The sequence below is a fragment of the Flavobacterium foetidum genome, assembly GCF_004634245.1.
In the GTDB taxonomy this organism is placed as follows: domain Bacteria; phylum Bacteroidota; class Bacteroidia; order Flavobacteriales; family Flavobacteriaceae; genus Flavobacterium; species Flavobacterium foetidum.
Map to the genome: position 1 here is coordinate 252,066 of NZ_SJTF01000005.1, position 23,871 is coordinate 275,936.

The 23,871-nt window shown below is 36.0% G+C and carries 16 protein-coding genes; 10 read left to right on the plus strand and 6 right to left on the minus strand.

Translation table 11 applies throughout. From position 1 onward, the window contains the following. Positions 1-681, plus strand: coding sequence for a fibronectin type III domain-containing protein (locus E0W73_RS08960; RefSeq protein ID WP_135221744.1), 681 nt, complete (start codon positions 1-3; stop codon positions 679-681). 75 nt (positions 682-756) lie between these two features. Here E0W73_RS08960 and E0W73_RS08965 read toward each other — a convergent pair whose 3' ends face one another. From E0W73_RS08965 to E0W73_RS08975, 3 genes are all read right to left on the minus strand, one after another. Next, a complete protein-coding gene (locus tag E0W73_RS08965) occupies positions 757-1,740 on the minus strand; it encodes a YheT family hydrolase (RefSeq protein ID WP_135221745.1) in 984 nt (327 codons plus the stop codon). 181 nt (positions 1,741-1,921) lie between these two features. Continuing rightward, complete coding sequence (locus E0W73_RS08970) at positions 1,922-3,346, minus strand: SusD/RagB family nutrient-binding outer membrane lipoprotein (protein WP_135221746.1); 1,425 nt, start codon at positions 3,344-3,346, stop codon at positions 1,922-1,924. Between the two features lie 12 nt (positions 3,347-3,358). Then, entirely contained in the window at positions 3,359-6,538 is a 3,180-nt protein-coding gene (locus E0W73_RS08975; RefSeq protein ID WP_135221747.1) for a SusC/RagA family TonB-linked outer membrane protein, read from the minus strand. Positions 6,539-6,848: 310 nt separating this feature from the next. On the opposite strand from E0W73_RS08975, the gene E0W73_RS08980 reads away from it, so the two are divergent. Then, positions 6,849-7,103, plus strand: coding sequence for a hypothetical protein (locus E0W73_RS08980; protein WP_135221748.1), 255 nt, complete (start codon positions 6,849-6,851; stop codon positions 7,101-7,103). 85 nt (positions 7,104-7,188) lie between these two features. Here E0W73_RS08980 and E0W73_RS08985 read toward each other — a convergent pair whose 3' ends face one another. Both E0W73_RS08985 and E0W73_RS08990 read right to left on the minus strand, forming a co-directional pair. Further along, positions 7,189-7,875: an SIMPL domain-containing protein gene (locus E0W73_RS08985; protein ID WP_135221749.1), complete on the minus strand. Its 687-nt coding sequence runs from the start codon at positions 7,873-7,875 to the stop codon at positions 7,189-7,191. A 51-nt stretch (positions 7,876-7,926) separates the two neighbouring features. Then, on the minus strand, positions 7,927-8,565 hold the full coding sequence (locus tag E0W73_RS08990; RefSeq protein WP_135221750.1) for a rhomboid family intramembrane serine protease: 639 nt from the start codon (positions 8,563-8,565) through the stop codon (positions 7,927-7,929). 112 nt (positions 8,566-8,677) lie between these two features. Between E0W73_RS08990 and E0W73_RS08995 the strand changes: the two genes are divergently transcribed. Further along, a complete protein-coding gene (locus E0W73_RS08995; protein WP_135221751.1) occupies positions 8,678-9,550 on the plus strand; it encodes a lysophospholipid acyltransferase family protein in 873 nt (290 codons plus the stop codon). An 83-nt stretch (positions 9,551-9,633) separates the two neighbouring features. Here the strand turns inward: E0W73_RS08995 and glmM are convergent, their stop codons facing one another. After that, positions 9,634-11,022 (minus strand): phosphoglucosamine mutase, encoded by a 1,389-nt coding sequence (gene glmM / locus E0W73_RS09000; RefSeq protein ID WP_135221752.1) that lies wholly within the window; start codon positions 11,020-11,022, stop codon positions 9,634-9,636. A gap of 205 nt (positions 11,023-11,227) precedes the next feature. Here glmM and E0W73_RS09005 point away from each other — a divergent pair, with 205 nt between their 5' ends. From E0W73_RS09005 to E0W73_RS09035, 7 genes are all read left to right on the plus strand, one after another. Further along, the gene (locus E0W73_RS09005; protein WP_135221753.1) at positions 11,228-11,812 is read left to right on the plus strand and encodes an acyl carrier protein phosphodiesterase; all 585 of its coding nucleotides are present in this window, start codon (positions 11,228-11,230) and stop codon (positions 11,810-11,812) included. A gap of 35 nt (positions 11,813-11,847) precedes the next feature. Then, on the plus strand, positions 11,848-13,533 hold the full coding sequence (gene ggt, locus E0W73_RS09010) for a gamma-glutamyltransferase (RefSeq protein ID WP_135221754.1): 1,686 nt from the start codon (positions 11,848-11,850) through the stop codon (positions 13,531-13,533). A gap of 71 nt (positions 13,534-13,604) precedes the next feature. Further along, on the plus strand, positions 13,605-15,389 hold the full coding sequence (locus tag E0W73_RS09015; protein WP_135221755.1) for a chloride channel protein: 1,785 nt from the start codon (positions 13,605-13,607) through the stop codon (positions 15,387-15,389). A gap of 63 nt (positions 15,390-15,452) precedes the next feature. After that, a complete protein-coding gene (locus E0W73_RS09020) occupies positions 15,453-16,406 on the plus strand; it encodes a Fic family protein (RefSeq protein ID WP_135221756.1) in 954 nt (317 codons plus the stop codon). Between the two features lie 100 nt (positions 16,407-16,506). Further along, positions 16,507-19,338 (plus strand): excinuclease ABC subunit UvrA, encoded by a 2,832-nt coding sequence (uvrA, locus tag E0W73_RS09025; protein WP_135221757.1) that lies wholly within the window; start codon positions 16,507-16,509, stop codon positions 19,336-19,338. A 695-nt stretch (positions 19,339-20,033) separates the two neighbouring features. Beyond that, a complete protein-coding gene (locus E0W73_RS09030; RefSeq protein ID WP_135221758.1) occupies positions 20,034-20,762 on the plus strand; it encodes an LOG family protein in 729 nt (242 codons plus the stop codon). A gap of 267 nt (positions 20,763-21,029) precedes the next feature. After that, a complete protein-coding gene (locus E0W73_RS09035) occupies positions 21,030-23,777 on the plus strand; it encodes a gluzincin family metallopeptidase (protein WP_135221794.1) in 2,748 nt (915 codons plus the stop codon). Positions 23,778-23,871 lie beyond the last annotated feature (94 nt).

A 23,871-nucleotide genomic window follows, 5' to 3' on the forward strand; every position in this document is an offset into this window, starting at 1 on the left:
ATGAAAAAAATTATATATCTATCCATCATTGCTCTGTTGGTTTCTTGTGGAGATGATTCTGATTCAGAAGTTAAAAATGAAGCACCATCGATTCCGCAATTAACATCGCCTGCAGACAACAAGCTATGCAACGACAATAATGTTGTTTTTGAATGGAAAAAATCTACCGACAAAAATAATGATGAAATTGTTTATTTGATTGAAATAGCAACCGACAATCAATTTACAGAAATCGTTCAGTCTATCGAAAGTGCCTTAAATTCTGAAAGTATAGAATTGGATAAAAACACAGCTTACTACTGGAGAATTAAAGCTACAGATACAGGTGGACTATCAAGCGAATACTCAAAAATTTATAAATTCTACACAACAGGAGAAGCGGTTATTAATCATTTGCCGTTTTTACCCGAATTAGTCGCGCCTGCATTAAACTCTTTGCAGAATACTACGTCGGTATCTTTAAGATGGAATGCCGAAGATTCCGACCCTTCTGATTATGTAAGCTATGACGTATATTTCGGAACTGTAAATCCGCCGGTAACAAAATTGAGAGCAAACACAATATCAAGAAGCACCTCTGTAATGGTAGAACCTGCAAAAGAATACTTTTGGAGAGTTGTAGCAAAAGATAACAATGGCGGTGAAACCGTTGGGCAAGTTTGGAGATTTAAAACCAACTAAAGAAAGTGTAAATCATAAAAAAAACCATTTTTAATCTCTTTAAAAATGGTTTTTACTTTTTTTATGCGTTAGCATTTATAAACTAAGCGTAACTGTCTCCGATTTAAACGACTCAAAAAAAGTGTAAGCTCTTTTCTCGGCATAGGAATAGGTTGAATTTCGGAGCGGGAAAGCACAATGTCCGCCGTATTTTGGCGTTTCAAGATAAACATATGCGCTGTCCTTGGCAATAGCTCTAGGATAACATCTCTCGCCTAAAAAAGGATCGTCGAGCGAATTAATGATTAGAACTGGTATTGCAATATTTTTTAGTGAGAATTCTGGAGAAACCTGCTGATAGTAATCGTCTCGGCTTGCAAAACCATGCAGCGGTGCTGTAAAATATTGGTCGACTTCATCAAAAGAAGAAATTTTGTCGATCTGATCACGATTTACAAAATCAGGAAACTGGGCCGCTTTGTGCTTCAGTTTTCTTTTAATGTCAATTGTAAAATTCTTTAGATATACTCTATTAAAACCTTTTTTGAGCACTTCTGCACTTGTAGCGATATGCGTAGGAACCGAAATCGAAACAGCAGCTTTTATGCGTTCATCGACTTTTGTCCACCCTAAATAATTCAGCAACTGCACACCGCCCATTGAATATCCGATAAGGTAAACATCCTCAAATCCTTTTCGCAAAACAAATTGAACCACCTCATCTAGATCATCTACTGCGCCATGATGGTAAAGTCTCGGAAGGCGATTCATCTCGCCCCCACAGGTACGATTGTTCCAAGCAAAAACCGAAAATCCTTTCTGTTCAAAATAAGACGCACAACTGTTGTTATAAGTCCTTCGCGAATCACCCTCCAAACCATGACATAAAATGACGGCTTTTTTAGAATCGTTGATGATAAAATCGATATTGATAAAATCTCCGTCACTTAACTCATGCTTTTCTCTAGTATATTCCGGAACATCAAATTTCTTTATCAAAGCAGCATAGATTGTAGAAATGTGCCTGTTTCGATGAATAATAGAAGGAAAATTATATTCTGATTGTTCAATTATTGGCATAATAAAAAATTTTATGGTGCTTACTACAAATCTAAGAAATCAATCAATATGTAACTTAATACTGTCATTTTTATTTTTGCTTTTTTGCATATTTTAAACAAAAAATGACGCCAGCAAAGGTTGCCAGCGTCATTCAAACAAAAAAAAAAATAACTTATATTACAGTCTTAACGAATATTGCTTACTTCACATCAAACCATAATTTGGTAGTCAAGAGGTCTCTTCCCTGTACTGCTACTGCTGCTTGGTAGCTATTGCCGTTTAAAGACTGTTCTGTCCCTGGATAGAAGAAACGTGACGGAATCTGTCCGTCTAAAACGGCATCGGCTCCAGCCTTCAATACTGGATAATCAAGTCTTCTCCACTCTGTAAAAGCATCTAGCCCTTGTCCGAAGAAAGCAATCCATTTTTGCGTACCAATAGATTTTGCATAATTAGACGCATCGTATTTTACAACTGCTTGATTCAAGTAATTAGAAATAACTGTTGCATCGGTAATTCCAAATTGATTAAAAGAAGCTGTTATCGCATTTTTATAATACTGTTCTGGATCTCCAGAAATATAACCTCTCGCGGCAGCTTCAGCAAGATTAAACAAGGTTTCTGAATAAGAAACAATAACCGCTGGCGATGTTGATGTTAGAAAATAAGTTCCTGGTTTTGATGTCTTTGCAAAACCTTGGCTGTTAGCATTACTATTAGACAATCCGTTTCCTCCGCCAACATATTTACCCACACTTGCATCTGATGGCAATTGTGCATACACCGGCAAGCGCGGATCTGAAAACTCATAAAGCTTATCTACCAAAGTTTTTGAAATACGAAAATCGTCACGAGTTTCAAACCAAGCAGAAGCCGGATTTTGCTGTGGTGAACTGATATACGTAAATTTGAATGTATCATTATTGCTAGCTAGAACACCAGCAGCATCGCTTGTCGCATCGATTGCAGCTTGTTTAGCCAATACTGGCTCTCTGTCTGAGATTCTTAGTGCGATTCGCAAACGAAGTGAATTAACGAGTTTTTTCCATTTAGAAATATCACCCTTATAAGCCAAATCGCCTGTTACACTTCCGCTTGCAGTATTTAATAGAGACTGCGCGCGTGCCAAATCTTCTAATAATCCTGTATAAACTTCCTTTTGCGTATCGTACGCTGGCGTTATTTTCTGACCTGCTTCTTTATAAGGAATGCTGCCATAAGCATCTGTCAGCAGTAAAAAGGTCCAAGAACGCAAAGTCAATGCAATTCCTTTGTAATTTGAATTTGCCTGTGATTCTGGAAAATTAAGAATTGTGTTCAAATCTGTAATAAGAGTCGAATAGCCTGTATTCCATAATGAGGTAAAAGAAGTATTAGAAACATCGTATCGGTCTGGTTCTGTATACTGAATTTTCGCCCAATGTTGAACAAATAACAGAGACGAGTTAAAATTGCTTGCGTCTCCCCAATATAAATCGGCACCCTGTTTTAGTGTTCCTGTTAACAGATAAGGTGCCAATGGAGTTTCTGTTGCATTTGGATTTTTGTTAACATCATCCAAGCTGTCGCTGCAAGAGCTGAGTGTCAATGCAAATAGTGACGTATATAATAGTTTTTTGAGCATGATTTCGAGTTTTTAAAATTTAAGATTAAGATTAAGGCTGTAGCTTCTCGTTGTTGGCAGCGCTAAACTTTCCAATCCTTGTGCATTCCCGGTGTTAAAAGCCGTTTCTGGATCAATGTTTGGTGCATCTTTGTAGATAAACAATAAGTTACGCCCAACAGCAGTTAAACTCGCTCCTTCTAGTCCGAATTTCTTAACCAATTTTTTATTGAAATTGTAGGCAAGCTTTATTTCTCTAAGTTTCACAAAAGTCGAACTGTAGATATAAGCCTCGCTGATATTGTATGATCCTTTGTAATATTCTTGTGCGCTCACTATTTTGGTATTAGGAGTTCCGTCTGCTAAGACGCCGTTAAAAATCATTCCGTCATCATAAACCGTAGCGCCTCCTGGTGCAGTTGTTCCTGTTAACTGTGTTTTTACATCGCCAACATAATAGTAATTCAATCCTCCGTGCGCCGCATCACGACCTGGCATTGTTTGAGCCAAAACTCCTGTATAAGTACCTGTTCTGTTGGTTCCTGAGAAAATTTCTCCACCTACGCTTGCATCAACAAGAAACGATAATTCTAAATTTTTGTACGACAAGGTGTTGGTAACACCTGCTAAAAAATCGGGAGTATAATGCCCTAGAACTCTTTTTGTTGGATCGGCTTTTGGCAATCCGTTAGTTCCCACAACGATATTTCCGTCTGCATCGCGCTCATAAGCTGTCCCATAAAGTGCTCCATAGGCCTGTCCTACAGATGCCAATACCTCTACACCTCCAGAAGAACCGATTGTATAATTCTTAATCAATCCGTCATAATCCAGAACTTCTACTTTACTGATATTCTTAGAGTAGTTCACACCAATATTCCATTTGAAGTTTTCGGTCTGTACTGGAGTTCCATCCAATTGGACTTCAAAACCTCTATTATTTATTTTTCCTGCATTGATCAATTGAGAATCATAACCGCTAGAAGTACTTGTTTTAATTTCTAAAATCTGATCAAAACTATTGGTGTTATAATATGCTACATCAAAATGAAGTCTGTTTTTCCAGAAAGAAGATTCAATACCAAACTCAGTAGAACGTGTTGTTTCTGGTTTTAGATTCTCATTTAATTTCTTCTTAGAAGAAGTCTGAATCGGATTTCCGTCAAATGCAGTCTGGAAATTGTAAACTGTAGACAATTGGTAAGGATCGGCATCATTCCCGACTTCAGACCATCCTCCACGTATTTTTAGGAAATCCAAAGTGCTGCTTTTGATATTCAACGCATCTGTCAACACTACACTACCATTCACAGAAGGATAAAAATAAGAACGGTTGCTGCTTGGCAATGTAGATGACCAATCATTACGTGCTGTCACGTTTAAGAAAGCATAATTTCTAAATCCAAACTGCGCTGAAGCATAAGCACTATACACTTTTAGTCTTGAAAGCGAATTTGATGAAGTCAAAGGATCTCTCGAATTGGTCAGTGTGTATAAATCTGGCACAGCCAAACGAGGTGCTTTCTGATAATTGTTTGCATCATTTCGGCTTCTAACGTTGAATCCTGCAAGAGCATCTAAACTAAAATCATCGCTAAGTTTTTTAGTATACTGAAAAATCCCTTCTGTATTTCTCTCATTTACAGTATAAGCATCTTCAGCATACGATCCAAATGGTGTTCCGTTTGTACCGTATTTAATGGTGTATTTTCTTCTATCATTGTAATAATCAACCCCTGTGCGGAATTTAAAATTAAGTCCTTCGGCAAGTTTTGCATCCAAATGAATGTCTCCGATTAAACGATTACGTTGCTGACTTGTAGTATTGTAATAAGCTGTCCAGTACGGATTGCTGTAATAACTGTTGTTCCAGTTTACATTTCTATTGTTTTTAAGTTCATTGATGTCTACCTGACGTCCGAACCAAAGAAACTGCAACATTACGCCCGCAGCACGACCTCCCGAAGGTCCGCCTGGCAAAGCAGGAGCATCAGTCACGATATAGTTTGCGTTTACCCCTACTTTTATGTTTTCAGAAACCTGATAGTTAGTGTTAAGCGAAAAATTTGTTTTGTTTACTTCACTATTAGGCACAATTCCCAGTTGTTTTTGGTTGTTTACTCCTAAACGAAAATCTGATTTTTCGTTTGCTTTGGCAATAGAAATACTGTTGTCATAAGTAACACCAGTATTAAAGTAGTCTTTTACATTATTTGGATGCGCCACAAAAGGAACCGCAACACCATTTGAGTAAAATTGCGGAATTAGACGGCCGTCTAGTTTTGGTCCCCAGCTTTCATCAACCCCATCATTGATACCGCCTCCTTTACCATCGACATAACTGAATCTTCCGTTTGATCCTTGTCCGAACGAATTTTGGAAAGATGGTAAAATGTTTACTTCAGAAATTGTTAAACCTGAATTTATTGTTATCCCAAGTCCTTTCTGTCCTTTTCCAGATTTTGTCGTAATCAAAACAACTCCGTGTGCCGCACGAGATCCGTAAAGTGCTGCCGCATTCGGACCTTTTAATACCGTTAATGTCTCAATATCTTGCGGATTTAAATCGGCAATCGCATTTTTGAAATCACGGGTTGCCCCGCCAACGCTTCCTAATTGTGAGTTATCTACCGGAACTCCGTCAACCACAAATAAAGGCTGATTGTTTCCAGCGATAGAGGTTTCACCACGAATGATGATACGAGAAGACCCCATGTCTCCTTGAGAATTTGTAATTCGAACACCGGCTAATTTCCCGCTAAGGCTGTTTAAGAAGTTAGTTTCCTTAGTTTCTGCCAGCTGATTTCCTTTAAGCGCCTGAGTAGTGTAACCCAACGATTTTTTCTCTTTCGAAATTCCAAGTGCCGTTACAACAACTTCTGATAAAGCATTTTGTTCCTGAGTAAGATCGATAACCACAGCATTTTTATCTACTACAACTTCTGCTTTTTTATATCCTAAATAGCTAACTACAAGGGTGTACGGAAATTTTTGTCCTGTCTGGAAAAAAAACTTTCCGTCTAAATCGGTTACAACACCGTGCGTGGTGCCTTTAATATTTACCGAAGCTCCAATTACAGGCTCTTTTGTAACGGCATCTACAACCGTACCTTCCAGTTTGCTCTGAATTAATGGTTTTGTCTCCTGTGCTTTTACTGCATTAGAAATCAACAAAATACATAACCCAATATATATACTTAATTTTCTTTTCATTACTTGTTTTAGTTTATGGATAAGGCGAACCGCAAACGCATTTATCGTTTTTGCTTTCCTTACAATGATGTTCAATTTTATTAAGCTCCTACATTTCTGTTCTTGCAGAAATGCTTTTATCTGCAGCACATTCGTTTTTTCATTTTATATTTTTTTGATTATTACTATTTGAATTGTCGTTGCAAGGAACATTATCCTTGACACAAGATTTTATTAAAACTGGGATAAATCAGAGGTGAAGAATTTTAGCAACAGCTGCACATCAGACAAAAATTGCCTAATGCTGCTTGTGTATACAAATTTGAAGTGTATGGGAAGAGGTGAAATTTCTGTTGCATTATTTTTAAATTCTACTAATTTGATAGAACAAAAGTATATTAAAAATTTTAATGTGAAAATTTTAATTGTTTTTTTTGATAAAAAAATGTTAACTGATATTCACAATAACAATCAAATATCTGAATTTCAAAAACTTATAGTACACACATCTGTTTCAAGACGTGTAAGATTTTTATTAAGCCAAATTGAAACAAAAGCAAAAGAAAGTATTTTTAGAGGCATGTAATTGCAGAGTAATTAAAGTTTGAAGCAAAAAAAAATCCAAATTCCTTATTCGGAATTTGGATTTAAATAGTTGTTATTTTGAGTTTTTAGTCTAAAACAAAACTTACGCTTACATTGGCAACAATTTCGATTTCACCGATGGCAAGTGTCTGGTTCGAAGCTCCAGCGTCCATCATTTCAGTTTTCATGGCGGCATACATCGGTCTTGGATGATACACTTGCGAGTTGTCTGAAATTGTAAAAGCCTTACCCACTTTTTGTCCTAGAACAGACACATACTCTTCTGCTTTTACTTTAGCATCTTTCATTGCCAATTTGCGAGCTTCTGACTGATGTTGCGCTAGTTTAGAAGATTCGAAAGAAACATTATCGATTCTGTTGATTCCTTGTTGTACTAAACCTTCCATCAATTCGTCGTACTTCGATAAATCTTTTACTAGAATTTCTACAGACTGCACTGCATTATAACTCGTTTTCTTTTTCTCATAATCGTACTGCGGATTTAATGCTACTTGTTTTGTTCTAAAATCTGCTGTCGGTATATTCATTTTTTTGATGAATTTTAAAACAGCGTCCATTTTTTCGTCGTTTTGTTTTTTGACGTCTTTAGCATTATTTCCTTTTGTTTCAACCGTAGCTGAAATGCTGACTTGATCTGGTGTTACTTTTACTTTTCCTTCACCGTTAACATTGATCAAAGGAATTTGTTTGATTTCCTGGCCATAAGACATAGTCATAAACGTGATTGTTAAAAATAATACTAGTTTTTTCATTTTTGTTAAATTTTAATTACTACTAAAGGCTTTTCAAAAGTTATGCCAGCATTATAATTTTCCGGTTTTTGCCATTCCAAAAAGAATAATAATAGGTACTAAAAGCAATACAACAATAAAAGTATGGTCTGCAATCAGCGAAGGCTGTTTGATCAATGTGATTAAATAACCGCCTATGGCACCGCCAAAGTGCGCTGTGTGTCCAATATTGTCATTTTTTGCCTTCATTCCGTAAATCGAATACAGTAGATATAAAATTGCAAAAATGTAACCCGGTATGCCGATAAAGAAGTACAAATAAATGTTTTGTTCTGGCTGGAGCAAAATAGCGGCGTATAAAACTCCGGTTACTGCACCCGATGCTCCAACTGCACGATAACTGTAATCATTTTTATGAAAAATCATGGTAAGCAGACTTCCAAAAATCAAGCTTCCAAAATAAATAAGGATAAATGAAAAATTTCCTAGATACCCTAAAACTACTGGTGCAAAAAAATACAATGTGAGCATATTAAACAATAAATGCATCATATCTACATGCAGAAATCCAGAAGAAAGCATTCTGATTTGTTCACCCGAACGTATGCTCCCTATATGAAATTCATATCTCCTGAAAAAAGACAGGTCATTAAAACCTTTATAACTAATAAGAACGTTGGCAATTATAATTCCAATTAAAATGCTATTCATAAATTATATTTAATGTGAATGGTAAAGATAAGCATTCTGACAGAATGGTTAGAGAATTACTAAAATTTAAAGCTTACATTTATTTTCTGTTATCTTTGTAAAAAAAATGTAAATGCAGTTTCTTGTTTATATACTAGCCTATCCTTTTTTGTGGCTTATTTCTATTCTACCTTTCCGAATATTTTACTGGTTTTCAGATTTTGTTTATTTTTTGGTTTACAGGATTATCGGCTACCGTAAAAAAGTAGTGCGCGAAAATTTGGCTCTTACCTTACCCCATTTAACCGATTCAGAAAGAAAAGAAATAGAAAAAAAATTCTACAAACATATGTGTGATATGTTTCTGGAAATGATTAAAACTATGAGCATTTCTCCAGAAGAAATGGAAAAAAGATTTCATGTAACCAACATCGAACTAGTGCAGGATTATGCGAAAAAAGGCAAAAGCATTATTCTTGTAGCTTCGCATTATGCGAGTTATGAATGGCTATTGACTATAAATCCGAAACTAGGTTTTCAGGGGGTTGCTGTTTATAAAAGACTTGCCAATCGTTATTTTGATGAACTTATTAGAAAAATCAGAACCAAGTACAATACAGAAATGATTGAGACCAGAAAAGCAATTCCAACAATGGCACAAAACCAACGCGACGGAAAATTATGTCTTTACGGTTTAGCAAGTGATCAGTCGCCAAAAGTTGATCGAATTTTTCATACAATGAAGTTTATGGGAATCGAAGTTCCTGTTCATACGGGTGCTGAAATGCTGGCCAAAAAATACGATTTAAGCGTAATTTCTGTAGAAGTACGTAAAGTAAAAAGAGGTTTTTATGAAGCTACTTTTGTCCCGATTGCAGATAATCCGAAAGATTATCCAGATTTTGAAATAACAGCTAAGTATCTAAAAGATGTTGAAAAACAAATTTATGAAGCTCCCGAATTTTACTTATGGACACATAAAAGATGGAAACATCGAGTTCAGTAAAGTATTTTTAAAATGCCAAAACCTAAAAAGCCTCTTTTGAAATTTCAAAAGAGGCTTTTTTTATCATTTAAAATTCTAAAATCTTAGATGCCTGCGATTACTTTAATCTCGTCTATAATACGAAGCGCCAATTTATCTGCAGCTTCTTGCGAAGGAGCTTCGGTATAAATACGGATAATTGGTTCTGTATTTGATTTTCTGAGGTGAACCCATTCTGTAGCCAAATCAATTTTTACACCGTCAATTGTCGAAATATCTTCGTTTTTATACTTTTCTGTCATCTGAGTCAAAATGGCATCAACATCAATCAGTGGTGTCAATTCAATTTTGTTTTTACTCATATAATATTCCGGATAAGAAGCTCGCAATGCAGCCACCGTCATCTTTTTATTGGCCAAATGTGTCAAGAACAAAGCAACTCCAACCAGACTGTCACGACCGTAATGAAGTTCAGGATAGATAATTCCACCATTTCCTTCTCCACCGATAACAGCATTGTTTTTCTTCATCAACTCCACTACATTTACCTCTCCTACTGCACTTGCTTCGTAATTTCCGCCATGCGAATTGGTCACATCTCGTAAAGCTCGCGAAGAAGACATATTAGAAACGGTATTTCCTGGAGTTTTGCTTAAAACATAATCTGCAACAGCAACCAAAGTATATTCTTCTCCAAACATCTCTCCATCATCAGAGATAAAAGCAAGACGGTCAACATCGGGATCAACTACGATTCCGAAATCTGCTTTTTCTTTTACAACCAGTTCCGAAATATCAGTCAAATGCTCTTTTAAAGGTTCAGGATTATGAGGGAAATGCCCGTTTGGTTCACAGTATAATTCTACTACTTCCACTCCCATTTGCTTAAGCAGTTTCGGAATGATGATTCCTCCTGATGAATTTACACCATCAACAACCACTTTAAATTTGGCAGCTTTTACAGCCTCAATATCAACCAAAGGCAAATTTAAAACTTCGTCTATATGAATATCCATGTATGCATCATTCGAAATAATTTCGCCCAAGCTATCCACATCAGAAAAATCGAAAGCTTCTGCTTCAGCAATTTCTAGGATTTTTGCTCCTTCTGCACCGCTTAAAAATTCGCCTTTAGCATTCAGCAATTTTAAGGCATTCCATTGTTTCGGATTATGAGAAGCTGTCAGAATGATTCCTCCATCGGCTTTTTCCAAAGGAACAGCCACTTCGACGGTTGGCGTCGTAGAAAGGCCAAGGTCAATCACATTGATTCCTAAACCAATTAAAGTATTTACGACTAAATTGTGAATCATCGGACCCGAAATTCTGGCATCACGACCAATAACTACGGTTAATTTATCTTTAGAAATATTGTTTTTTAAGAATGTTCCGTAAGCCGATGCAAATTTCACAGCATCAACCGGAGTTAGGTTATCTCCTACTTTTCCTCCGATAGTTCCACGGATACCTGAGATCGATTTTATTAATGTCATCTTTGTGAGTTAGGGTTATTTTTTACAAATATAAAAAAGTTACTGAGTTACTAAGGTGTTAAGTTTCTAAGATTTCAACACTAATCTGTAAGAAACTACCCAAGATAAGCTTTTTTTATAACAAAATGATTTAAAAAAGTTTTTATACATTTACTAAAACAACTTAGAAACTTAGTCTCTAAGTATCTCAGAAACTTACAAAAAAATGAATTTCTTAGCCCATATATACCTTTCTGGCGATAACGATTTGATTAAAATCGGAAACTTTATGGCCGACGGAATTCGAGGAAAACAATTTGAACATTTTCCCGAAGATGTACAGAAAGGAATTTTGCTGCACCGGTTTATTGACACTTATACCGATTCGCACGACATATTCAGACAAAGCACAAAACGCTTACACGAAAAATACCATCATTATTCTGGCGTGATCGTCGATATTGTCTACGACCATTTTTTAGCCAAAAACTGGAGTATTTACTCTGATGAAAAACTAGAGGATTTCATTTCTAGATTTTACAATTCTTTGCATCAGAATTATGACATTTTAACCGAAAAAACGCAAGGCTTAATGCCTTATATGATTGAAAGAAACTGGCTTTTGAGCTATAGGACGGTTGAAGGCATTCATCAGATTTTAACCCAAATGGACCGAAGGTCTAAAAATACTTCAAGAATGCAGTTTGCAGTTGCAGAACTAAAAGAATATTATACGGAGTTTGAACAGGAATTTACGCTGTTTTTTGAAGAAATCAGAAAACAAGCGCAAAACAAATTGATTTCTCTTTAGTATTCAAAACCTTATTGTTTTAAAATTGTCCAGCGATGAAAAAAATAACTTTTTTAGCATTTCTGTTTTACTTAGGCACCAATGCGCAACAAAATACGACTAATTCTACTGGTCTCGTTACAACAAAAGCTATGGTTGTTTCGGCTCGCGAAGAAGCTTCAAAAATTGGAGCAGACATCATGAAAAGAGGCGGCAATGCGTTTGACGCAATGGTCGGCACCGAATTAGCGCTGGCTGTCGCCTTTCCGTTTGCCGGAAATATCGGTGGCGGCGGTTTTATGGTGTATCGAAAAGCGAATGGTGAAACCGGTTCTCTTGATTATCGAGAAAAAGCGCCTTTAGCCGCCACAAAAGATATGTTTTTGGATAAAGACGGCAACGTCATTAAGGGAAAAAGCACCGAAACAGCTCTGGCAATTGGTGTTCCGGGAACTATTGCTGGTGTTTTTGCCGTTCATAAAAAATACGGCAGCATGAAAATGGAAGAAATACTAAAACCAGTAATTGCATTGGCTGAACGAGGTGTTAGAGTAACCAAAAAACAAGAAAAAAGCCTAAAAGATTACCACGAAAGCATTCTAAAAATAAATGGCGAAAACTCACTGCTGTCTGGAAATTTCAAAGAAAATGACACTATAAAATATCCTGCTTTAGCCAAAACTCTTAAAAGAATCCAGAAAAAAGGCAGAAATGAGTTTTATAAAGGCGAAACGGCCAAAATATTGGTAAACTATCTTAAACAAAAAGGCGGCATTATCACCATGGAAGATTTGGCTAAGTACGAAGCCAAATGGAGAAAACCTCTAGAATTTACCTATAAAGATTTAAAAATAACGTCAATGTCACCGCCAAGCAGTGGCGGTATTTGTTTGGCGCAGATTTTAAAAATGCTTGAGCCCTACGATTTGGCTAAAATGGGACATAATTCAGAACAATCCATCCAACTTATTGTAGAAGCCGAAAGAAGAGCCTATGCCGACAGAAGTTACTATTTAGGAGACCCTGATTTTGTCAAAATTCCGCTAAAAGAACTACTTGATACCGATTATTTACGGGAAAGAATGTCTTCTTTTAATCCTGAAAAAGCAAGTCTTTCTTCTGAAATAAAAGAGGGAAAAGTAACGTATAATGAAAGTACTGAAACTACTCATTATTCAATAGTTGATCAGTTTGGAAATGCAATTGCGGCCACGACAACTTTAAACGATGGCTACGGATCAAAATATTATTGTGATGAGTTAGGTTTCTTTTTAAACAACGAAATGGATGATTTCAGTGCAAAACCAGGCTCTCCCAATATGTTTGGACTGGTTGGAAATGAAGCCAACAGTATCGCGCCACAAAAACGAATGCTGAGCTCCATGACTCCGACAATTGTAGAAAAAAACGGAAAATTGTTTATGGTGGTCGGAACTCCCGGCGGTTCTACCATTATAACTTCTGTTTTGCAGACTATTTTGAATGTTTACGAATACAATCTAAGCATGCAGCAAGCTGTAAATGCACCGCGTTTTCATCATCAGTGGCTGCCCGATTTAATAACTTTCGAACCCAATGCCTTTGAAGCTAAAACCATCAACAACCTGAAAGCAAAAAAATATCTCATAAACGAAAAAACCACTCCGATAATCGGAAAGGTCGACGCCATTTTGGTCTTACCAGACAATAAATTAGAAGGAGGAGCCGATTTTAGAGGCGATGATACAGCAATTGGGTTTTAATAGTGCTACTTTTATTTTTTTATACTACAGTTATAAGCTAATTTTGTAAATCCATAAAATTTTAAAACAGAATGCTGAAAAAATATTTTCGACGACTAGAAAGCATAATTGCTTTGGCACAATCTTTAATGACTCCAAAGCAGTTCATTTTTTTATCAAGTGTCTTAATCGGAATATCTTGTTCGCTTGCCGTTATTGTTTTAAAAACATTCGCACACAGCGTCTTTTCGTTTGCCACCTATATCAACGGAATTTTAAAATTGAGTTTTATCAACAGTATTCTGCCGATTGTCGGAATTCTGTTGACGGTTTTTGTGGTAAAAAAAGTCCTAAACGGAACAATTCAGAAAGGAACTTCTCAAATACTTTATGCTGTTGCTAAAAAAGCCAGTATCATACCTCGAAAACAAATGTATGCACAAATCGTAACAAGCTCTCTTACGGTTGGCTTGGGAGGTTCTGCAGGTTTAGAAAGTCCGATTGTAATAACTGGTGCAGCTTTTGGTTCTAATTTTGCTCAAAATTACAAAATGTCTTATAAGGACAGGACTTTAATGATTGGTTGCGGAGTCGCTGCCGGAATTGCCGCTGCCTTTAATGCTCCCATCGCCGGAGTTTTGTTTGCAATTGAGGTTTTATTAGTAGATGTAAGCATTTCGGCCTTTACGCCAATTATGATTTCTGCAGCAACCGGAGCTTTGGTTTCTGCCATTGTTCTGGATGAAAGCATTCTTTTAAGCTTCAAAAAACAAGAAACTTTTGATTACCATAATATTCCTTTTTATGTAATTTTAGGCGTTCTCACTGGACTTGTGGCAATTTATTATTCTCGTAATTTTCAAAGAGTTGAACATTATTTTGCCAAACAGCAGATTGGTCCCTACAAAAAAGCTTTAATCGGTTCTTCGATGCTGGCGTTGCTCATTTTTATATTTCCAACTTTGTTTGGTGAAGGTTACGAAAGCATCAAAACTTTATCTGAAACTGATCCTGGAAAACTTCTAGACAATACTCTTTTTGCCGACTTTAGAAACAATAATTGGGTTTTGCTCTTGTTTGTTGGCGCAACCATGATGGTCAAAGTATTTGCTTCTGGATTGACTATTGGAAGCGGTGGAAATGGCGGAAACTTTGCTCCTTCTTTATTTCTAGGTTCTTACTTAGGGTACTTTTTTTCAAAATTGGTAACTCTTATTGGCCTGTCTAAACTACCTATCAGCAACTTTACAATGGTCGGAATGGCCGGAATTCTGAGCGGTCTATTTCACGCACCATTAACTGCAATATTCTTAATCGCAGAAATAACAGGAGGTTACGGATTAATGATTCCGCTTATGATGGTTTCATCCATTAGCTTTGCTATTTCTAAACGTTATGAAAAATATTCGCTTGACGTAAAAGGATTAGCCAAAAAAGGACACGCTTTTACGAGCAACAAAGATTCTAATATTTTATCTACTCTGGATATTGACAGCATTATTCAATGCGATTACTTAACTGTTCATCCTGATGAAAATTTAAGCAAATTGGTAGATTTGATTTCTCATTCCAATCAAGTTGTTTTTGCGGTTGTAGATAATGAAAAAGATTTGTTGGGCGTAGTGCATTTTAATGATATCCGTGAAATTATCTTTAATGCATATAGGGTTAAATACACGCAGATCAAAGATGTAATGAAAATTCCTGCTGCTACAATTTCGTCTTACGATAGCATGGAAATCGTCATGAAAAAATTTGAAACTACGAAATCGGCTTTTCTTCCTGTGATCCGAAATGAAAAATACTACGGATTCATTTCCAAATCTATCGCTCTTGAAGCTTACCGAACAAAACTTCGCTCTATGACAATTGAATAGCCTTACTATCGGATAAGTTAAAAATTTTTATTATCCGATATTAAGAAGTATTTTTGTAGGATTATGTGGAATATAGACCTAACATACAGAGAAGAATTTCAATCAACCTTTGACAGATTGTACCAAAAAAGGCAGGAACTGCAAACCAGCAGACCATTGCCTAATATTGCTTTGAATAAAATTCGTGAAAGCTTATCTCTGGAATGGACATACAATTCAAATAGTATTGAAGGAAATACAATGAGTTTACGTGAAACCCAAATGGTAATTCAAGAAGGTATTACCATTAAGGGAAAATCGCTTCGTGAACATTTTGAGACACATAATCATGATAAAGCAATTGATTATTTATATTCGATTGTTGATGAAAATTACAAACTTAGAAGTATTGATATACTCTCTATTCATGGCTTAGTCTTACGTTCTATTGAAGATGATTTTGCAGGACGTATTCGAAATGGCGGTGTTAGAATTTCAGGAGCTAATTTTTTACCTCCAAATGCTAATAAAGTCTCCGATTATCTTGATGAATTAATCGACTTTATCAATACAAATCCATTGGGTCTAAATGATATTGAGCTTGCTACTATTTACCATCATAAACTAGTATGGATTCATCCTTTTTTTGATGGCAACGGCCGAACTGTTCGTTTGAGTATGAATCTGCTCTTGATGCGTCGTGGTTTTCCTCCTGCAATCATTCTTAAGAATGATAGAAAAAAATATTACGAGGCACTAAATCAAGCCAACAATGGTAATTATCAAAAGCTAACACTCTTGATGTGTCAGGCATTAGAAAGAACCTTAAATATTTATCTGAACGCAATGCCGGGAAGTACTTATGATTATCAGCCAATATCAGACATTGTGAGTGAACCTGAAACTCCTTACGGACAGGAATATGTTAGTTTACTTGCCAGAACAGGAAAAATAGATGCTTATAAAGAAGGCCGAAACTGGTACACAACCAAAGAAGCCATCGAAGAATATATGGCAACCCGAAAGAGAAAACGCTAGCTCAAACTAGCGTTTTTTGTTACTATTTGTAACATAAAGTTTTGCTATTGAGTACTAAAAGAACAAATCAAAGTGGTAACTTTGCGTTTTGCTCAAAATTATGTTAGAAAAAGACAATACTATTGAAGTTCTTGGTGCAAGAGTTCATAATCTTAAAAATATAGACATTTCTATTCCGCGTGAAAAACTGGTTGTCATTACCGGTTTATCAGGCTCTGGAAAATCATCTTTGGCATTTGATACTATTTATGCTGAAGGTCAGCGTCGTTATGTTGAAACTTTCTCTGCCTATGCAAGGCAATTCCTTGGCGGACTGGAACGTCCTGATGTCGATAAAATTGACGGACTTTCACCAGTTATTGCTATTGAACAAAAAACAACCAGCAAAAGTCCGCGTTCTACTGTGGGAACCATTACAGAAATTTACGATTTCCTCAGGCTTTTATATGCTCGTGGCGCCGATGCCTACAGTTACAACACAGGCGAAAAAATGGTTTCATATTCTGATGAACAAATCAAAGATTTGATTATTCAGGATTATAACGGAAAACGAATCAACATTTTGGCTCCAGTCATTAAGGCTAGAAAAGGACATTATGCCGAATTATTTCAGCAAATCACCAAACAAGGCTTTTTAAAAGTCCGCGTAAATGGTGAAGTTCAGGATTTGGTCTCAGGCATGAAACTGGATCGCTACAAAACGCACGATATTGAAATTGTGGTTGACAGAATGGTGATCGAAGATAATCCTGACACTCAAAAAAGGCTTTCTGAAAGCATCAATACAGCAATGCATCATGGTGAAGATGTTTTGATGATTTTAGATCAAGATTCTAATGAAGTACGCTATTTCAGTAGAAATTTAATGTGTCCTTCAACCGGGATTTCGTATCAAAATCCGGAACCGAATTTGTTTTCTTTCAACTCTCCAAAGGGAGCTTGTCCGCATTGCAACGGATTGGGAACTGTACATGAAATCAATGTTAAGAAAATTATCCCAAATCCGAAATTGTCTATTAAAAGCGGTGGTTTTGCTCCGCTTGGAGAATACAAATCGTCTTGGATTTTCAAACAATTAGAAACCATTGGAGAAAAATTCGGATTTAAAATTACTGATCCAATCGAAAAGATTCCGGAAGAAGCCATGACGATGATTTTGTATGGCGGAAAAGATAAATTTGCCATCAATTCTAAAGATCTTGGCGTAACCAGAGAATATAAAATTGATTTTGAAGGAATTTCTAATTTCATCAAAAATCAATATGACGAAAGTGCCACAACAAGTATAAAGCGTTGGGCAAAAGATTTTATGGACGAAATTCCATGCCCGGTTTGCGAAGGTTCTCGTCTTAAAAAAGAAGCTTTATTTTTTAGAGTGAATGAAAAAAATATCACCGAATTGTGTGATATGGATATTTCAGATTTGACAGCCTGGTTTTTGGATTTAGAAAATCATTTGACCGACAAACAGCTTCTGATTGCTTCTGAAGTTGTCAAAGAAATCAAAGACCGTTTGAATTTCTTAATGAATGTTGGTTTGAATTATTTGGCTTTAAGCCGAAGTTCAAAATCACTTTCTGGTGGAGAGGCACAACGTATCAGATTAGCAACACAAATTGGATCTCAGTTAGTTGGAGTTTTATACATTTTGGATGAGCCGAGTATTGGTTTACACCAAAGAGACAACGAAAAACTGATTCAGTCTTTAGAACAGTTACGTGATATTGGAAACTCAGTTATTGTAGTAGAACACGATAAAGACATGATTGAAACCGCTGATTACGTAATTGATATTGGTCCGAAAGCCGGAAAATACGGTGGGCAAATAATCAGCACTGGAACTCCTAAAGAAACTTTGGCTTCAAACACCATTACCGCTCAATATCTGAACGGCAAAATGAAATTTGATATTCCGAAAAAGCGTCGAAAAGGAAATGGAAAATTCTTAAAACTTACTGGAGCAACGGGAAACAACTTGAAAAATGTGTCTATTGAGATTCCACTAGGCCAACTGATCTGCGTTACAGGAGTTTCTGGAAGCGGCAAATCGACTTTAATAAACGAAACGCTCTACCCTATTCTTAATGCTTATTATTTTAACGGTGTAAAAAAACCGCAACCTTATAAAAAGATTGAAGGTCTAGAACATATAGACAAAGTTATTGATATCGATCAAAGTCCGATTGGCCGTACGCCACGTTCGAATCCAGCCACTTATACCGAAGTTTTTACAGAAATCAGAAATCTTTTTACGATGACTTCCGAAAGCATGATTCGCGGTTACAAAGCGGGGCGTTTCAGTTTTAACGTAAAAGGCGGACGATGCGAAACCTGCGAAGGTTCTGGAGTAAGAACAATCGAAATGAACTTTTTACCAGATGTTTATGTAGAATGCGAAACCTGTCAGGGAAAACGTTTTAATAGAGAAACTCTGGAAATTCGTTATAAAGGAAAATCTATTTCGGATGTTTTGGATATGACGGTTGACGAAGCAGTTCCGTTTTTTGAAAATATTCCTAAGATTCACAGAAAAATCAAAACCATTCAGGATGTTGGATTAGGATATATTACCCTTGGTCAACAAAGTACAACACTTTCTGGTGGTGAGGCACAGCGTATAAAACTGGCAGGAGAATTGTCTAAAAAAGACACAGGAAACACATTTTATATTCTCGATGAGCCAACTACAGGATTACATTTTGAAGATATTCGTGTCCTAATGGAAGTCATCAATAAACTGGTTGACAAAGGAAATACGATTTTGGTAATCGAACATAACATGGATGTTATCAAACTTGCCGATTATATTATCGATATTGGTCCGGAAGGCGGAAAAGGCGGCGGACAGCTAGTTGCTAAAGGAACTCCTGAACAAGTCGCTGAGAATAAAAAAAGCTATACGGCTAAGTTTTTGAAGAAGGAATTGGAGTAAAAGAATCATATTGGGATGGATAAACTCCATCCCAACAACATAGGCCGATCCTATGGATCTCTTTTAGGTTCGCATTTATTACCAACGGATTGAAATCCGTCGCTACAATATAAATCGAGCCGATGGCTCTTTTTAGCAAAATTGCTTTTTTAATGATAATTCCTTAGGAATTAAACATCTTGGTGTAATCCCGATACCTACCGTGAGTTAATTCGTTGACAATTTTTAATAAACTTTCAATTAAGTTCCGAAGGAACGATTCATAATGTAGCAACGGATTTTAATCCGTTGAAGATTTTGAGGATCTTTGTAATTGAGTTCCGTAGGAACGGTACATTTTAAATCATAGACAATTCATAATCCATTGATAATGAAATAAAAACCAAAAATCAATCATTATCTCAACATTAGATTTAGATTATAATTCTCGTTTTCCGTAACAATTCTGGAAAAAAGTGTTAATTTAGTATCCGCTTTTTTTGAAAAATTCAGGCTTTTAAAGGAAAATTGTTTCGATTAAACCAATTGTTTATTTAAAACCAACTGCCCTAGCCCTGATGGGAGGGAAAATCCTTTTGTGCCGGGGTTCGGCACAAAAGATTGGAAGGAACAGCAGGAATAAGCTCCTTCCTTCGACTACACTAGATGACATGAAGGAATAAAACAGAATAACATAATAAATTAAAATACCTAAAATGAGATTAGAAGATTTTGATAATGATGAAGATAAAGTAATTCAGGACCGTTTGAAACAAAAAACGTGGAATGAAATTAGAACCAATGACAGCTGGGCGATTTTTAAAATTATGTCTGAGTTTGTAAACGGTTACGAAGCCATGGGAAGAATTGGTCCGTGCGTCTCTATATTTGGATCGGCAAGAACTAAACCAGAAGATAAATATTATGAATTGGCCGAAAAAATTGCTTATAAAATCAGCAAAGCAGGTTATGGCGTAATTACAGGCGGCGGTCCCGGAATTATGGAAGCCGGAAACAAGGGTGCGCATCTAGGCGGCGGAACTTCGGTTGGTTTAAATATCGAGTTGCCATTTGAACAGCATTTTAATCCGTACATCGATCACGATAAAAACCTGAATTTCGACTATTTCTTTGTGAGAAAAGTAATGTTCGTAAAATATTCTCAAGGTTTTGTGGTAATGCCGGGTGGTTTTGGAACTTTAGATGAAATGTTTGAAGCAATCACCTTAATTCAGACCAAGAAGATTGGAAAATTCCCAATAATTCTGGTTGGGGTTGAATTCTGGTCTGGTTTGATTGAATGGGTCAAAACGGTTTTGGTTGAAAAAATGCATACCGTAAGTCCAGAAGATTTGAATTTATTCAAGATTGTAGATACAGAGGATGAAGTTGTAGATGTTTTAGATAAATTCTACAAGAAATACGATTTGAGTCCGAATTTCTAATTTTTGTTGAATCACATAAGACATATTAGAAATTGTAAATTTTACTGTAGAAGTACCTTAAATCAAATGTACTTGTATCAATTGTATAGTTACAAATTTCATCAAATATTGTAAAAATCGAAAGCTGTTTTTTTAAACAGCTTTTTTTATGCTATTTTTACAAAAATCCGAAAGTCGAAGCCATTCTTGAAAGCATTTTATAAAGTCAAACTCACAATTCTAGTTTTATTGTTTTCAGTAAAACTTTGCGCACAACATCAGTCAAAGATGGAAGTGTCGGTAAATCTCGAACTTAAAACACTCAATATAAGACAAGACATAACCTTTTACAACAATTCAAATGACACCTTAAGCAGTATTGTTCTCAATGATTGGAACAATGCTTTCTCTGATAAGAATACACCCCTAGCCAAACGTTTTTCTGATGAGTTTTATCGAGGTTTTCATTTAGCGAAAGCTACAGATAGAGGAAATACAACCATTTTAAGTTTGACTGATGCAAGCCAAACTGCCTTTGAATGGGAAAGAACCGAAAAAAATCCGGATTTTATCGTGGTGCGTTTAAATCAGAAACTGCTTCCAAACGAAAAAGTCGATCTGCACCTTACTTATATCGCAAAAATTCCGAACGAGAAATTTACGCATTTCGGTTTTGATTCAAATGGCATGAAACTGAAAAACTGGTTTCTGAGTCCGGCGCGTTACGAAAATCATGCTTTTGTAAAAAACAACAATTTCAATCTAGATGATATTGCCAATGCCAGCAGCGACTATGATATTGAAATCAAAATCCCGAATCAATATGCTATCACTACCGACCTGAATTCGGTTTCTAAGAATCTCACCAATGCAGATTATACCGTTTATTCCTTTACAGGAAAAAGCCGAACCGATTTCAGTTTTTTTATTGAAAAACAGCCTCACTTTAAAAGTTACAACAACGGATTGATAGAAATCCTGACAGACCTGAAAAACAAGAAAACTGATGAGTTTCAAAAAGCAATAATCATCAGCCGCGTGGCTTCTTTTGCTGAAAATTTTATCGGGAAATATCCGCATGAAAAAATTACGGTTTCGCAGGTAGATTATGACCGAAATCCGTTTTACGGCTTAAATCAGCTGCCTTCGTTTATAAGTCCGTTTTCAGACGATTTTATTTTCGAAATCACATTCCTAAAAACGTATTTGAGCACTTATCTCAAAAACAGCCTAAAACTGGATCCACGCAAAGACAATTGGATTTATGACGGAATCCAGATTTATGCCATGATGCAATATATTGAAGAACATCATCCAGACCAAAAAATGCTCGGAAGGCTTTCGAATATGAAACTTTTCAAAAGTTACAATATTACAGGACTGACCTTCAACGAACAATACAGCTATTATTATATGCTCATGGCGCGAAAAAATCTTGATCAGCCGTTGGGAGACCCGAAAAATACCTTGATAAAATTTAACGAACAAATTGCAAGCAAATATCGCGCTGGCTTAAGCTTAAGTTATTTAGATGATTACCTCAATCATGATATTGTGCCTAAAAGTGTTCAGCAGTTTTTTCTTCTCAATACATATGAGCAAACAAACCGATCTGATTTTGAGGAGATACTAACCAAAAACAGCCCAAAGAACATTGATTGGTTTTTTAAAACCATTATTGACTCACGAGATATAATCGACTATAAATTTTCAGGTGTTTCTAAAACTAAAGAAACTGTTTCATTTTCTATTAAAAACAAAACCGGAATCTATGCTCCTATTCCTGTTTACGGACTTAAGAAAAATGAAGTTGTTTTTAAAGAATGGATTGAACCTAAAAAATCTGATACTGTTTATCATTTTGACCGAAAAAATGCCGACAAAATCGTACTGAATTACGATAATGAAGTTCCTGAGTTCAACCAGAGAAATAATTGGAAATCACTGAAAAGCCTCGTAGTTACCAATCGTCCGATAAAATTTAATTTTGCCAAAGATTTAGAAGATCCTTTTTACAATCAGATTTTGTACATCCCGACGCTTACTTATAATTATTACGACGGATTTACTCCCGGTATCAGGCTTCACAATAAAACCATATTAGATAAACCTTTTAATTTTGATATTAATCCGGCGTATTCGCTTAAAGCGGCAACATTATCGGGTTCTTCTGCATTTTCTTGGAGCCAGTATTACAGAAATAGCACTTTGTATAATGTACGTTATTCAATAAGTCAGAATTACTACCATTATGCGCCAGACGCCACGTATCTGCGACTCAATCCGATGGTTCAGTTTCGCATTCGCGAAGAAAACTTTAGAGACAACAGGAAACAGCTGTTTTTGCTTCGACAAGTAATCGTAAATCGCGAAGAAAGCGCCTATATCACAGACAATTCAAAACCAAATTATTCGGTTTTCAATGTCCGGTACATGAATACCAAAACAGAATTGGTAGACCATTTTAATCTGATGACAGATGTACAGTTTTCGAGTCAATTTAGCAAAGTATCCGGAGAAATAGAATATCGAAGATTGTTTGAGAATAACAGAAAATTAAACCTGCGCTTTTATGCCGGAACTTTTTTGTCTAATAAAACCAATTCAGATTATTTCAGTTTTGGTTTAGATCGTCCGACCGATTATTTATTTGATTATAATCTGTTAGGAAGATCAGAAAGTAGTGGTCTTTTCAGCCAGCAGTATGTAATTGCCGAAGGAGGTTTTAAATCGGAAATTGCTCCCAGATATGCCAATCAATGGATGACAACACTGAATGCGAGTTATGCATTGTGGAATTGGATAGAAGTTTATGGCGACGTCGGATTTCTAAAAAGCAAGCACTTAAAAGCTGATTTTGCTTATGATAGCGGCATTCGCTTAAATCTCGTTCCAGACTATTTTGAGCTATATTTTCCCGTTTATTCTAACAATGGCTGGGAAATTTCACAAAACAAATACAACGAAAAAATAAGATTTGTAATCACTTTTGCTCCTAAAACATTAGTTACACTTTTTACCCGAAAATGGTTTTAATTGAATAAAAATCAATCAAAACATTAAATAATTATCATAAAAACAAGAAAAAAATTAAATACTACATAAATAAAATACGTAGTTTTTTCGTTTT